Source organism: Bacillus sp. 5w2, from assembly GCF_054353775.1.
The window spans coordinates 431,400-444,818 of the sequence record NZ_JBTIWT010000002.1 but is presented as its reverse complement, the minus strand read 5'-3'; the positions used below and the strand labels follow the sequence as shown (position 1 = coordinate 444,818).

The following is a 13,419-nucleotide window of genomic DNA, read 5'->3' as shown; positions in this document are numbered from 1 at the left end:
GATAATGAAGAAGAAGATTCTCATGGGGAGGAATCAACATGGTATTAGGGGATTTAAAACAAGCGTTTTCTCAAAAAAAGGGGTATTACACAGAAAATGTAAATGAATTGTTAGACTTTGCGAGACATTGGTATCTCGAAGGAAAAATAGGCATTTCAGATTACCGAATATTAATAAAAGAATTAGAAATAAACGGTGCAACAAAACCTTCAACAATGACAGAAGCATAAAAAAAAACAAGAGGGTTTCCCCTCTTGTTACTTACATTGCTCAATTATATTTTGCAAAGTATACGAAATGGCTTGGTGTGTTTCAAAGAATCGCTTACCTTTGCCTTTATTTACAAAACATTGCAATACATTTGTTTGTAAATTATCGTACACTTGATCAATTTGCTGTACATGTATATACTTCGGGTTTTCTTCCTTAATCCATTTATAAGCTAATTCTTTCCACACTTTTAATTCCTCATCTACCATATCTACAAATGGTTTCATATCCTTATAAAAATCGTATTCAATCATTTCTCTTTTTTTCACATTTGCTTCATTATTATACTGCATAAGTTTTTCCGAAGATTGTATTAATGCTTCATACTTCATTTTATTCCCACCTTATTATGCACTCACTACGACGTTTTGAAATGCCTTCACCCAATTCCCTTTTTCTTCGTGATGCACTAATTTATTTTCCATATGCTCAATATGCATTTCTGTTATTTCTATCTTATTACATATTTTTTCACTCTTATCCTTCAATGCATGATTCATTCTAATCCCTATATTCATTTCCAGCAAATCGAGAGAACTTAACATTTGATCCATTGTTTTCATTACATCTTCCTTCTGAACCATCGCCATATACAAAACGCCTCCTTCTTTGCTTTTCCTTTGTCATGTAATTTCGCCGAATGATTTCTCACTCCTGCCCACATGACAAAACTAGTTGTTATTCGTCAAAGAAATCATTTTGTATGTGATTTATAGAAATGGTAACAATACAAAAAGGAGGTGTATGAAAATGGCAAAGAATAAAAACGAAAAAAAGAAAAAACAAAACAAACAAAATAAACCCGAGACTGGCAATCCAAAGTTAGATGGTCCAAACTTCCCTGCTACATAAAGTGAAACTTTAATCAGTGGGGTTTTGTTCATCCACCACTGATTATTAGCCTTCACCAATCGGGCTTTTACGGGCAGCCCGACCCCCGTCTCAAAATTCTTTACTTTCGCTGAATTTTGAGACGGGGTCTTCTGCCCGTTAATGCGGGATAAAATGCAATTTTAGTACTTTTACAAAATGCTCATTTCTGAAGCATCCTTAATCTCTTATATTCATTAAGTTTTGAGATTGAATTTTTCGCACACATGGCAGAATTACTTCACATTAAGAAGTCCCGTCTTCATTTATGAAGACGGGACTTCTTTTTTATTATATCACGAACTCATCTATCCTTTTAACAAAACGATTTACGATAGAAGCAGCGTAGATTTGCTCCCTCTTTCTTTTATACCATTCTGTTATATCAACTTCACCCTTATACTTTTTCAGTAAAAACAGCTCATTTATTTCCGTATCCCTACAAAACCAATCTCTCATACTTATTTCCTTATGTGCAACAACAGGATAAACCTCTCTAAGGGCTGGCGTACAAGATTTTCTAGCTTCTCTTACATAATGTTCATAATCTTCCCTTGATCCTGTGTGTATAGTTTGCAATGCAAACCTATGGAATAAACTTTTATAATTTGGATGAAACAGTAACTCCGCTAATTTCTTCCCTAACTCTATACGCTTTTGTAACGTTTCAAATTGATAAACGGAAAAACCATACATATTCCCTTCAACGGTTGGAAAAATAACGGCACTAATATGAAGCATTTCTTGTAATTTAAAAAGTGCCGTTTGGAATACATGTTTTTTAAAATATGTATTCTCAATAATTGGTTTTTGAATTTTATTTTGCTCATTTATAATAAGCGCTGTCATGAGCCTATTTATATCTTTTTTCTCCCAAAAATATATCCATTCTTTTTCCATAAAAATTGATACGTTGAAATATTGTAACAAATAGAATAGTGGTATCTGCCTCCTCTTACTTTCTTCGTATAACAACAGCTGAGGAAATGCATCTAAAAAAATAATCCAATTAGCTTCTTCATACGTCAAAAATAAATGTTGTTTTACTGTTTGAGGTAAAACAGTAGCATAATACCTCCCCTTTAAATCAGTCATATTCCATCCCGCATTTCTCGAAACCATACTCGCTAAAAAAGCCCACCTAATTTCACTATTTCTTACATAATATTCTTGATAAGACTGTGTACGAGAAACGTTGTCCATATTAGCTATTTCCATTTCCCTCTTAATGTTGGAAACGATTGTTTTTTCTTCTTCTGTACAAATCATATTTTTACGATTTTGTGTAATTTTTTCATAATCATTCCATGTAAACATGAATAAGTCATCATACCTTTCTTCAAAAAGGTCACATCTTTTTTCATTTTTTGTTATAATCACCTTTGTAAGTAATTCTTAGCAAGTTGGGAGTGGACACACTATGACCATTCGTTACCCAAATGGAAAACGGTACAATCAAGCTTCACAACCTCAAAAAACACCAATTAAAAAGCATACTTATAGTAATAGAGGTATGTCCCTTGAAGAGGAATTGAATGAAACAAATGAATATTACTTAACCCATAATATTGCATGTGTACATAAAAAACCTACACCTCTTCAAATTGTAAAAGTAGATTACCCCGCTCGAAGTGCTGCAGTGGTAAAAGAAGCGTATTTTAAACAACCTTCTACAACAGATTACAACGGTGTATATAAAGGGAAATACATCGATTTTGAAGCAAAAGAAACAAAAAATAAAACCAGCTTTCCACTTCAAAACTTCCACCTTCATCAAATTGAACATATGAAGCAAGTAATCGCTCATAATGGAATTGCATTTGTTATTATTAAATTTACACTTTTTGATGAACTTTATTTATTAGATGCAAAACATATTATTGCATTTTGGAATCGACAAAATACTGGTGGACGGAAATCGATTACGAAAGAAGAAATAGAAGAGCATGGATCTTTATTATCATGCGGTTATCACCCTCGGATTGATTATATCCGTGTACTAGACACGGTTTATTTTTCGTGATAGAGTCATCACTAAGGCTCTTTTTTCGACTTTTGGGGAGAGAATGAAAGGTAGGAGAAAGTATAATGTCAGATAATTATCGTTCTCGTACAGAACGAAATCATGTAAAAAATCAAAAGCAAAAGCAAGAAACAAATAAAGAAAAAAAACCAAAGAAAAAAGGCTCCTTTTTTAAAAAATTCCTTATAGGTTGTCTACTTCTTGGTATCGTTGGTCTTGTAGCTGGCGTTTCCGCTTTCTTTGTTATGGTGAAGGATGCTCCAAAATTAGACAAATCAAAACTTGTCAATCCTTTATCAACAAAGTTTCTTGATAAGAATGGGAACTTTTTCTATGAATACGGTGCTGAAAAACGAACCCACGTCACTTATGATCAAATTCCAAAAGTAGTTGAAAATGCATTCCTTGCAACTGAGGATTCACGTTTCTATGATCATAATGGAATTGATTTTAAACGAACTACAAAAGCAGTTATGGAAAATGTCACTGGAGGATTCGGATCTCAAGGTGGTAGTACGATTACACAACAAGTAGTCAAAAACTATTTTCTAACGATGGACAAAACTGCTAAGAGAAAAGTACAAGAATGGTACTTATCTTACAAATTAGAGCAACAATACTCTAAACATGAGATTTTAGAAATGTACTTAAATAAGATTAATTTAGGTAACCGTTCATACGGTATTGCGACAGCAGCGCAAAAATATTATGGTAAAGATTTAAAAGACTTGCAATTACATGAAGCTGCTATGCTCGCTGGTTTACCCCAAGGTCCAAACATTTATGATCCAACAAAAAAGGAAAATGTTGAACGAGCAACAAATCGTCGTAATGTCGTATTATCATTAATGAATCGACATGGTTATATAACAAAAGAAGAAATGAATAACGCCGTTAAGATCCCAGTAACAGAGGGTCTTCAACCGTCTTCAGAAATAACTGAAATGAAGTATCAAGCATTTTTAGATGCTGTTGTAAAGGAAGTTGAAAAGGAATATCCGGATATAAATATCGGTTCAGACGGTTTAACAATTCAGACAACACTTGATCAAGATGCTCAAGATTACGCTGATAAAATTATGGATGGGAACCTTATTAAGTATCCGAATGATCAATTCCAAGGATCATTCGTATTTATGGATACACAGTCTGGAGAAGTTAGAGCAATTGGAGCTGGGCGTAAAGAAAGTAAGTCTACTTTCAAAGGTCATAATATGGCCATTGATTTAAAACGCCAAGTTGGTTCAACAATGAAACCAATTTTCGACTACGGTCCAGCAATTGAGAATTTACAATGGTCTACATACCATCAATTAAATGACTCAGAGTATACGTATTCCAATGGTAAAAAAATACGAAATGCAACAAATAGTTACAAGGGTGACGTTTCACTACGTGAAGCTTTGAAAAAATCATTAAACATCCCGGCTTTAAAGACAGCCCAAGCGGTTGGCCTTCCTAAGTCACAAGCGTTTGCTGAAGGCTTAGGCATGACATTTAAAGACGGAAAAACATATGAATCAACAGCAATTGGTAGTAACGATAGTTCTCCATTACAAGTAGCTGGGGCGTATGCCGCATTTGGTAATGACGGTGTGTATAACAAGCCTCACTTCGTAAAAGAAGTCATCTTCCCAGACGGGAAAAAGAAAAACTTTAAACCGAAAGAACAACGTGCAATGCACGACTATACAGCTTACATGGTGACTGACGTTCTTCGTGACGTAGTAAGACCTGGTTCTGGTGGTACAGGTCCTACAGCATACGTTTCAGGTATAGACGTAGCTGGTAAAACAGGAACACAAAACTTTGATGAAGACGTTATAAAAAAATATGGTATTCCAGCTGATGCAAACAGAGATAGTTGGTTCGCTGGCTATTCACCGCAATATACAATGGCTGTTTGGACGGGTTACGAAAAGGATAGTCCAGAAAATTACATTGGTGATCGCTCTACTAGAATTGCGCAACAAATGTTCCAAGTAATGATGAGCAAATTCGCTACAGATAAATCACGTTTTGAACGTCCTTCTTCTGTACAAGAATTAAATGGTGAATTGTACGTAAAAGGTGCTAAGAAAGATGCAGTGAAACAAATTAAAGTAGATGCACCTAGTGGTCTTAATGTTACTTTCGATGGGGCTAGCACAGTTACACTAAACTGGTCTGGACCAGCAGAAGTTGATGCGTATGCAGCAAGCTATAAAGCGACTGACGGTTCGAGTGGTAGCTTATCAATAAGTGGTACGACAGCTACTCTTGGTGGTATTAAACCAGGCGTTACTTACAGCTTCTCTGTAGTAGCGAAAAAAGGTACAGGAACGAGCCCTGCAGTTGGTGCATCCTTCACTGCGCCTGGTGGAACTCCAGACGCGAAAAAAGCTGAGGATGAGGCTAAGAAGAAGGCTGACGAAGAAGCTAAGAAAAAAGCTGATGAGGAAGCACAGAAAAAGGCTAATGAAGATAAACTAAAACAAGAAGAATCTAAGAAAAAAGCTGATGAAGAGCAGCGTAAACAACAAGAGCAACAAGAACAACAGCGTAAACAGCAAGAACAACAGCATAAACAGCAAGAAGAAGCTCAAAAGAAAGCTGAAGAAGAAGCTAGAAAAAAAGCTGAAGAAGAAGCTAAGAAAAAGGCTGAAGAAGAAGCCAAGAAAAAGGCTGAAGAAGAACACAAACAACAAGAACAACAACAGGATACTGGAGGAGATACTACTCCTCACGCAGACGGAAATGTTATTGCAACAGAGTCTTAATACACAAAAAGAAGTCCTTTCTCTTAACGAGAAAAGGACTTCTTTTTTGTTATCATTTTCTTTACATATAGCTTTTCTATTTCAATATACAACTGCGCTAACTGAATATATGAATGATAATTATTCGGTTTCTTTATAATGAATGAATATCGCTCCATAAAATTAACTGGTTGTACTTCCAATTTATTCGTATAACCTTCCATTTCATTCAAACAATGAACAGGTTGCTCATTTAGCCAATATACAATCGATAACAAATGTGCTGCAAAAAGAATCATTGGACCCTCAGCTTCTTGCTTCTTTCTGTTTCGAAATAGTGTTGCAATGTCTTCATGCTTACTTTTCCATACATTCAACAGTACAGGAATACTATTTTCAATTTCATTCCACGGCTCATATTGTCCTTCAATATCAAATATAAAGTAAGTATTTTGTATTATTTCTTCAAAAGACTGTTCTGTATGATACTCGATCGAATCTACACTTTCTTCAAAAAATGGTAAGCACCGAAATTCTTTCGGTATTTCTATCACTCGCTCCATCCTTTATTTCCCCTTCATTCGCTTCTTTCCTTCACGACATACTTCTAGTAAGCGGCACTCTTCGCATTGTGGTCGCTGTGCTTTACAGTGATAACGTCCAAAGAAAATCATACGGTGATGTGTAACGCCCCATTCATCCATCGGAATTTTCTTCATTAAAGTCTTTTCCACTTCTAACACCGAATCTTTCCATCTACAAATCGCTAGCCGTTTACTCACTCTCTCTACATGCGTATCAACAGCAATTGCCGGAATGCCAAATGCTACCGAAACAACTACATTTGCTGTTTTTCTCCCTACTCCTGGTAATTTCGTCAGCTCGTCACGGTCTTCTGGAACTTTTCCGTTATAATCATCCAGCAACATCCGGCACAACTTTTGAATATTTTTTGCTTTATTTCTATACAATCCAATAGAACGTATATCTTGTTGTAACTCTTCTAAAGAAACACTTAAATAATCTTCTGGTGTTTTATATTTTTGAAATAAATTTTTCGTCACTTTATTTACAAGCGCATCTGTACATTGTGCAGATAATGCTACCGCGATTACTAGTTCAAACGGATTATCATGAATTAATTCACAATGTGCTTCTGGATACATATCCGCCATTGTGTCTAAACAATAGCGAATTTGCGTTTTATTTAACATATACTTCCTCCTACATTACTGCTCCAACCAATTATAAAAAGGCACTTTCCCAGTAAATTTCGTCTCTTGTTTTGTCGTTTGCTGCGTTCGTTGTTGATTTTCTCTAAATTTCCGTCCTTGGTTTTGGGCTTGATCTACTGTTTTAATACCATTCTTTTTCCACTCAAATAAAATACGATCAATATATCGGAAATTAAGCTTACCACTCATTACAGCTTCCCTGAGGGCCGCTTGAATTAAATTCGGATGATGTTGATCTTGATCTTCCCACATTCCCAACGTTTCACATTCAAATGGAGAAAGTGGTCTTCCAAATTCTTTTTCAAATACTGTATATAAATTTACTTGCAGTTGTTTTATTTCTTTTTGTTCGTCCTCTATTGATTCATTCATAAAGAAATGCAATATTTTTTCCCATAGCGGTTGTAAAGAATAACTTTCACACATCATCGCTTCTGATTTTTGTCCACCTTCTAGTGATAAAAAACCTTTTTGAATCAATGTCTGAATTACTTCCATACATTTCATTTCCGTAATGGTCATCCGTTCTGAAATCTCTGACGGAGTCGGAAACGAATTGCCCGATTCTAAAAATGTGTGTACATGAAGTACAACCATAAATTCCGTTTCATTTAACCCTAATTTTTTATAATGCATCATAAGTAATTTTGGAATTGCAATGCTTCCCTGCTCAAACCACTGTAACATCATTTTCTTTTTCATCACCAAACACCTCGCTCTCTAGTATAACACACCTTTCACTATTTCTTTTTGCCACAATTCGTCAAAAAAACCTTCCTATTATGTAGGAAGGTTTTTGGTATTGTGTTAATAAAATATACAGTTAAGCTTGCACTTTACTGTTCATAAACGTATGAATGCGTTCTAATGCTTTCTCCACTTGTTCAAGAGATGTCGCATATGATAAACGAACGTTATTTGGAGCACCAAATCCTGTACCTGGTACAAGAGCCACTTTTTCCTCTTCTAATAGAGCTTTTGCCCAATCATCAACAGTTTCGTATCCTGATAAAGCTACAGCTTCTTTTACATTAGGGAATAAGTAAAATGCACCTTGTGGTTTAATGCAAGTAAAGCCAGGGATTTGAATTAATTTATCATAAATAATGTTTAATCTCTCTTCAAATGCTTGACGCATTGTTTCTACAGGTTCTTGTGTGCCTGCATATGCCGCGATTGCACCGTATTGAGCGATTGAAGTAGGGTTTGACGTACTATGACTCGCTAAGTTCGTCATCGCTTTAATAAGCTGCTTATTTCCTGCTGCATATCCAATACGCCATCCTGTCATAGAATGAGATTTAGATACACCATTAATAATAAGTGTTTGTTCTTTTAATGCATTAGAAAGCTGGGCAATTGAAGTATATTCTGCTCCACCATAAATTAATTTTTCATAAATTTCATCTGAAACGATTAAAATATCATGTTCTAAACATACTTCTCCAAGCTGTTGTAATTCCTCTTTGCTGTAAATCATTCCTGTTGGATTGCTCGGTGAATTAATAATAACTGCTTTCGTTTTCTCTGTAATTGCCTCACGCAGCTGCTTCGCTGTAATTTTGTACTCATTGTCTTCCAGGCCTTCTACATAAACTGGCTTACCTCCAGCGAGTTTTACTTGTTCAGGATAACTTACCCAGTAAGGAGTTGGGATGATAACTTCATCTCCTTCATCAAGTAATACTTGGAATAATGTATATAATGCATGCTTTGCGCCGTTACATACAATAATTTCAGACGGATCATACGCAATTCCTTGATCACGAGTAAACTTCTTCACAATTTCTTGTTTTAGCGCTTGTAAACCACCTGTTGGTGTATACTTCGTATGTCCTTCTAACATCGCTTTATGTGCAGCATCCATAATATGTTCTGGTGTATTAAAGTCAGGCTCTCCTGCCCCTAATCCAATTACATCATGACCTTCTGCTTTTAATGCTTGTGCCTTTGCTGTAATTTCTAAAGTTGAAGACGGTGTTAAAGCAGCTACTCGCTTTGCTAATTTCATTTGTAGTTCCCCCTACATCTATTTTTCAATGCTGTAGTGACCAGCATAAACCCCATTTTGAAATTCTAGATAGTAATACGTATAACGATCTTCCTGATCAATATATGTAATTTCCCACAACGGAATATCGTTTTGAGCACCTAATTTTACTTTTATAATTTCTTTTGGCTTTGGCTTCGGCTCATCGCCTTTTCCTGTAGCTTGTTCAGCCAACTTTTGCAAAGCCTCTTTTTCAGGAATACCCTCACTCTTTTTCTTCACAAGGACATTCCCTTTTTTATCAGGTACCCAAACAATAATTTGTTCTCCTTTTTCGTCTACACCTTGTACGACTGTATATGAAGAATTCCCATTATAATAATCAACAGATTTTACTTTTGTAAGCTTTGCTTTTTCCTTTGCAATTTCTACAGATTTTTCCTCTTTAGGAACTTTCTTTTCCATTGCTTTATTATAAACATACGCCCCATATATTCCGCTAGCAACGATTACGATAACGATTGCAAAGATCCACTTTTTCATTGTATCACTACGTTCTGTAAATCGTAAATACAGCTGTTTCTTTATCTTTTTCGTCTAATGCTAATCCGAACATGAGGTCCTGCTCTTTTAACGTACGATTCAAACTATCAACGATTTTATACAAGTCAGACGAATATTTAATACGCGTCGTTGATAGGACTTCGATTTTCTTATCCATGAAAAAACTCCTCCGTTACACAAAAATTTCTAATTATAGAAGAACGCAATGCGGTTACAATAAGAGTACATTCTTTACAACCCCTGCTTCATCACCCATCTATTATAGCAGGACATGTACAGCAAAAAAAGGTTTCAAGTCGAAAACCACTACATTTTGTATACAAGAAGTAAGAAAAATAAAATTCCTCCTACCCACATTTTTTACGCCTGAAGTTTAAATGTACTTCAGGCGTATTTTTCTTCCAAATTTATTCATTTGATTGTTCCTTTAATTGTTCTAACAATTCTTCTAACGGCCCTTCATAGAGCGGGACAGTTGGGATTGATTGTAAAAAATGTTTTCCATAAGAAGAGCTTGTCAAACGACGATCTAATACAAATACCGTTCCAGTATCTGTACTTGTTCTAATCAGACGACCAAATCCTTGTTTGAAACGCAAGATTGCTTGCGGGAGTGCTAACTTAGCGAATACGTCCTCTCCTTGATTTTTTAACCACTCTCCTTTTGCTTCCATCATCGGTTGATGAGGAGGCGTAAAGGGAAGCCGGACAATAACAAGGCAACTAAGGGCATCTCCAGGTATATCTATCCCTTCCCAAAAACTACTTGTTCCTAACAAAATTGATTTGTCGAACTCTTGAAATTTACGAATGAGACGACTTCGGCTCTTATTATTCACACTTTGCGTCAATAATAAATACCCTTCTAATTCCTCATCATTTTTCAAATTCGTATACGCTTCTTTCAACATTTCATACGAAGTGAATAAAACAAGCATTCTACCTTTTGTAGCTTTCGCTATTTTTGCAATATGTCCCGACACTGATTCAATATATTCTTCATTACTTGCTTGCTTAATAAAAGGCACATCCGTTGAAACCATTAATTTCATCTGTTCTTCAAAACGGAAAGGTGAAGGAACCTGTAATGTATTAGGAGCAAAATCATGTAAACCTAGCTCTTCTTTTATATAATCAAATGAATCGTTTACTGTTAACGTTGCTGATGTAAAAATAACACTCTTTTTCTGTGTTAAAAATTCATCAGCAAATCTTTCACCAATATGAACAGGCTGCGCATATAAAACTGTTGAATGAATTGTTCCCTTCGTTTCAGTCTCCATCCATGTCACGTATGAATTTTTTTCTAAAATGAGTAATTGTAAAGATTGTTCCATCTTTCTCAATAACTCAATTAAATGCATAAATTCACCTGTAACAACATGCATCTCCCATTCTAACTTACTTTGCAATATATCAACTTGCTTCTCAAGTGTAGTCAACAATTTCCTTACATCGTATACAAAACGATTTGTTAACTCGGTAATGCTATCCCATAACTTACCTTTCTCTACTTCCGTGTTATATCGATAAATGACTGGCATATTGCTTATCCCTTGTTCCTGCTTTGTTTGCTTAAAGATAAAAGCACGTAACATTTGGAATAGCTCATCCGCATCAAATTTCAATTCCTTCAAACTATGACTCACCATACGGAAAGTCGAACGAGAGGCTTGTTCTGATTTTTTCATCATTTTATATACTTTAGAAAGTACATCATCTGTTTCTAGCGTACCAAGACGAGATAAAACTAGCTGGAAATACATACAGGAGAACTGTTCACCTAATGTTCTACTCGCCGCTTCCTCGATATGATGAGCTTCATCAAAAATAATATGTTCACATGAAGCAAATAGTGGTTCTTCACTTGAAAAATCTTGAAATAATAACGCATGATTTGTAATAACGATATCTGCAAATAATGCTTTATTCTTTGCTCGTTGATAAAAACAACGACTATACCAGTTGCTTTGCATCCCGCCTGGACTATGTACATCACTACAAATACGGTTCCAAAGTAACTTTCCGCCCTCAGGAATATTTAATTCATCCCGATCGCCAGTTTCCGTTTGCAATAACCACACTAAAATTTTGGCCTTTGTGAGCGCCATATCATAATTTTTCTCTTCCTCTTGCAAAGCATATTCAAATTTATGTAGACAAAGATAATGCTTTCTTCCTTTCAACAGAGCTACTTCAAATGAAAATGGCATTATTTTCTGTAATAATGGAATTTCTTTTTCTAATATTTGTTGTTGTAGTTGTACAGTTTGGGTACTTATGATGACAGGTTCTTCTTTTTTCGTTGCAAAATAAATACTTGGAAGCAAATACGCAAGAGTCTTTCCTGTTCCTGTTCCTGCTTCTATTAGTGAAAACCTAGAATCTCTTAGTGCTGTATATATTTCCTTCATCATAATCTGTTGGCTTTCTCTTTTTTCAAACTGTGGCATATTCAATTCAAGTTTATCGATTGTCTTATGCAAGAAAGCATCAAATTTAGATGAACATGTTTCACTGAGATTTAAAGAATAATTCCGTTTTCGAAGCGCAATATTTCGATACACTTCATACCCCTCTGCCTCTTTTTTACCATGCATCATTTTCTTTAAAATATTTTCAGCAAGTACATCCGCTATATCACTTTGAAAAACATCGCTCAATTCATAAAGCGATTGCAAGGTGACAAGTGGTAACTTTTCAATTTCATTTAAAAATTGTAAAAACAATTCCGCTGTTGCAAGAGCATCACTATCGGCACGATGTGGTTGATCGTGCTCTAGTTCATGTTGTTTAGCTAAATCACGTAATTTATAACTATCAGCCGTCGGCAAAAGAATTTGCGCCAACTCAACTGTATCAACTTTTGGGCAATGTACTTCTGTATATCCAGCCTGCCTTAATTCTTCCGTTAAAAAATTCCAATCAAAGTGAACATTATGTGCAACGAAAGCTGCACCTTGTAATAGCTCAACAACCATCGGGGCTACATCTTGAAATAACGGGGCTTGCTTAACCATACTCTCATCAATCCCTGTTAGCTCTGTAATAAATGGCGGAATCTCTCTCTTCGGATTAATAAAAGATGAAAAAATCTCTAATATCTCTCCATCTTCCACTACAACAGCTGCAATTTGGGTAATTTTATCCTTCCCATCCTTCCAGGAGTTCCCTGTCGTCTCTAAATCCACAACGACATAACGCTTACTCATATATGTAACACCTCAATTTCTTACCTATCAAACACATAATTATATAATGTTACTATACCACGTTTTATCTCATCTTAATGAAAAGATGCACAAAAAAGCTATCTCCGTAATAGAGATAGCCTTCTTACTTATAATATCGTACCCGCTTTTTCAGCACCTAACATTTCAATAATTTGATTATCATCGTCTAATACTGCAATTTTCGGCTCTTGTTTATGAATATTTTCTTCTGCCACTAAACCGTAGCAAATAATAATAACTTTATCCCCTGGCTGTACAAGCCTTGCAGCTGCACCATTTAAACAAACAACACCGCTACCGCGTTCTCCTTTAATAACATATGTCTCTAAGCGAGCACCATTATTGTTATTTACAATTTGTACTTTTTCATTTTCTACAATATTTACTGCATCCATTAAATCTTCATCAATTGTAATACTACCTACATAATTTAAATTTGCTTCTGTTACTGTAGCGCGATGTAACTTCGCTCTCATCATTGTGCGAAACATAGATG

The 13,419-nt window shown here is 35.4% G+C and carries 15 protein-coding genes; 4 read left to right on the top strand and 11 right to left on the bottom strand.

Going from position 1 to position 13,419, the window contains the following annotated elements; translation table 11 throughout:
• The first annotated feature begins 38 nt into the window (after positions 1–38).
• The gene (locus ACXY7N_RS06625; RefSeq protein WP_088083495.1) at positions 39–230 is read left to right on the top strand and encodes a YppF family protein; all 192 of its coding nucleotides are present in this window, start codon (positions 39–41) and stop codon (positions 228–230) included.
• Positions 231–257: 27 nt separating this feature from the next.
• Here the strand turns inward: ACXY7N_RS06625 and ACXY7N_RS06620 are convergent, their stop codons facing one another.
• Both ACXY7N_RS06620 and ACXY7N_RS06615 read right to left on the bottom strand, forming a co-directional pair.
• A complete protein-coding gene (locus tag ACXY7N_RS06620; protein ID WP_016088611.1) occupies positions 258–602 on the bottom strand; it encodes a YppE family protein in 345 nt (114 codons plus the stop codon).
• Between the two features lie 15 nt (positions 603–617).
• Complete coding sequence (locus tag ACXY7N_RS06615; protein ID WP_001252039.1) at positions 618–860, bottom strand: hypothetical protein; 243 nt, start codon at positions 858–860, stop codon at positions 618–620.
• A gap of 85 nt (positions 861–945) precedes the next feature.
• On the opposite strand from ACXY7N_RS06615, the gene ACXY7N_RS06610 reads away from it, so the two are divergent.
• A complete protein-coding gene (locus ACXY7N_RS06610; RefSeq protein ID WP_001982922.1) occupies positions 946–1,122 on the top strand; it encodes a hypothetical protein in 177 nt (58 codons plus the stop codon).
• Positions 1,123–1,431: 309 nt separating this feature from the next.
• Here the strand turns inward: ACXY7N_RS06610 and ACXY7N_RS06605 are convergent, their stop codons facing one another.
• Entirely contained in the window at positions 1,432–2,457 is a 1,026-nt protein-coding gene (locus ACXY7N_RS06605; RefSeq protein WP_016088613.1) for a DUF2515 domain-containing protein, read from the bottom strand.
• A 103-nt stretch (positions 2,458–2,560) separates the two neighbouring features.
• Between ACXY7N_RS06605 and recU the strand changes: the two genes are divergently transcribed.
• Positions 2,561–3,163: a Holliday junction resolvase RecU gene (gene recU / locus ACXY7N_RS06600; protein ID WP_016088614.1), complete on the top strand. Its 603-nt coding sequence runs from the start codon at positions 2,561–2,563 to the stop codon at positions 3,161–3,163.
• 65 nt (positions 3,164–3,228) lie between these two features.
• Complete coding sequence (locus ACXY7N_RS06595) at positions 3,229–5,922, top strand: PBP1A family penicillin-binding protein (protein ID WP_088083494.1); 2,694 nt, start codon at positions 3,229–3,231, stop codon at positions 5,920–5,922.
• A gap of 23 nt (positions 5,923–5,945) precedes the next feature.
• Here ACXY7N_RS06595 and ACXY7N_RS06590 read toward each other — a convergent pair whose 3' ends face one another.
• The 8 genes from ACXY7N_RS06590 to panD all read right to left on the bottom strand — a co-directional run bounded on the left by ACXY7N_RS06590 (position 5,946) and on the right by panD (position 13,414).
• On the bottom strand, positions 5,946–6,464 hold the full coding sequence (locus ACXY7N_RS06590; RefSeq protein ID WP_088083493.1) for a YpoC family protein: 519 nt from the start codon (positions 6,462–6,464) through the stop codon (positions 5,946–5,948).
• Between the two features lie 3 nt (positions 6,465–6,467).
• On the bottom strand, positions 6,468–7,115 hold the full coding sequence (nth, locus tag ACXY7N_RS06585) for an endonuclease III (RefSeq protein WP_016088617.1): 648 nt from the start codon (positions 7,113–7,115) through the stop codon (positions 6,468–6,470).
• 15 nt (positions 7,116–7,130) lie between these two features.
• Positions 7,131–7,838: a DNA replication protein DnaD gene (gene dnaD / locus ACXY7N_RS06580; RefSeq protein WP_016088618.1), complete on the bottom strand. Its 708-nt coding sequence runs from the start codon at positions 7,836–7,838 to the stop codon at positions 7,131–7,133.
• 121 nt (positions 7,839–7,959) lie between these two features.
• Positions 7,960–9,147 (bottom strand): aspartate transaminase AspB, encoded by a 1,188-nt coding sequence (gene aspB / locus ACXY7N_RS06575; protein ID WP_016134017.1) that lies wholly within the window; start codon positions 9,145–9,147, stop codon positions 7,960–7,962.
• A gap of 18 nt (positions 9,148–9,165) precedes the next feature.
• Positions 9,166–9,669: a cell wall elongation regulator TseB-like domain-containing protein gene (locus ACXY7N_RS06570; RefSeq protein ID WP_016088620.1), complete on the bottom strand. Its 504-nt coding sequence runs from the start codon at positions 9,667–9,669 to the stop codon at positions 9,166–9,168.
• 7 nt (positions 9,670–9,676) lie between these two features.
• Positions 9,677–9,847: a YpmA family protein gene (locus ACXY7N_RS06565; RefSeq protein ID WP_000358352.1), complete on the bottom strand. Its 171-nt coding sequence runs from the start codon at positions 9,845–9,847 to the stop codon at positions 9,677–9,679.
• A gap of 250 nt (positions 9,848–10,097) precedes the next feature.
• Positions 10,098–12,902, bottom strand: a complete 2,805-nt coding sequence (gene dinG / locus ACXY7N_RS06560; protein ID WP_098986207.1) for an ATP-dependent DNA helicase DinG — start codon at positions 12,900–12,902, stop codon at positions 10,098–10,100.
• 128 nt (positions 12,903–13,030) lie between these two features.
• Entirely contained in the window at positions 13,031–13,414 is a 384-nt protein-coding gene (panD, locus tag ACXY7N_RS06555; RefSeq protein WP_000490176.1) for an aspartate 1-decarboxylase, read from the bottom strand.
• Positions 13,415–13,419 lie beyond the last annotated feature (5 nt).

What these genes read in the sequence shown, in the direction of transcription:
- aspB (WP_016134017.1), bottom strand. Translation starts at nt 9,147, where the DNA reads ATGAAATTAGCAAAGCGAGTAGCTGCTTTAACACCGTCTTCAACTTTA.
- ACXY7N_RS06625 (WP_088083495.1), top strand. Translation starts at nt 39, where the DNA reads ATGGTATTAGGGGATTTAAAACAAGCGTTTTCTCAAAAAAAGGGGTAT.
- ACXY7N_RS06620 (WP_016088611.1), bottom strand. Translation starts at nt 602, where the DNA reads ATGAAGTATGAAGCATTAATACAATCTTCGGAAAAACTTATGCAGTAT.
- ACXY7N_RS06595 (WP_088083494.1), top strand. Translation starts at nt 3,229, where the DNA reads ATGTCAGATAATTATCGTTCTCGTACAGAACGAAATCATGTAAAAAAT.
- nth (WP_016088617.1), bottom strand. Translation starts at nt 7,115, where the DNA reads ATGTTAAATAAAACGCAAATTCGCTATTGTTTAGACACAATGGCGGAT.
- dinG (WP_098986207.1), bottom strand. Translation starts at nt 12,902, where the DNA reads ATGAGTAAGCGTTATGTCGTTGTGGATTTAGAGACGACAGGGAACTCC.
- dnaD (WP_016088618.1), bottom strand. Translation starts at nt 7,838, where the DNA reads ATGAAAAAGAAAATGATGTTACAGTGGTTTGAGCAGGGAAGCATTGCA.
- ACXY7N_RS06565 (WP_000358352.1), bottom strand. Translation starts at nt 9,847, where the DNA reads ATGGATAAGAAAATCGAAGTCCTATCAACGACGCGTATTAAATATTCG.
- recU (WP_016088614.1), top strand. Translation starts at nt 2,561, where the DNA reads ATGACCATTCGTTACCCAAATGGAAAACGGTACAATCAAGCTTCACAA.
- ACXY7N_RS06605 (WP_016088613.1), bottom strand. Translation starts at nt 2,457, where the DNA reads ATGTTTACATGGAATGATTATGAAAAAATTACACAAAATCGTAAAAAT.
- ACXY7N_RS06615 (WP_001252039.1), bottom strand. Translation starts at nt 860, where the DNA reads ATGGCGATGGTTCAGAAGGAAGATGTAATGAAAACAATGGATCAAATG.
- panD (WP_000490176.1), bottom strand. Translation starts at nt 13,414, where the DNA reads ATGTTTCGCACAATGATGAGAGCGAAGTTACATCGCGCTACAGTAACA.
- ACXY7N_RS06590 (WP_088083493.1), bottom strand. Translation starts at nt 6,464, where the DNA reads ATGGAGCGAGTGATAGAAATACCGAAAGAATTTCGGTGCTTACCATTT.
- ACXY7N_RS06570 (WP_016088620.1), bottom strand. Translation starts at nt 9,669, where the DNA reads ATGAAAAAGTGGATCTTTGCAATCGTTATCGTAATCGTTGCTAGCGGA.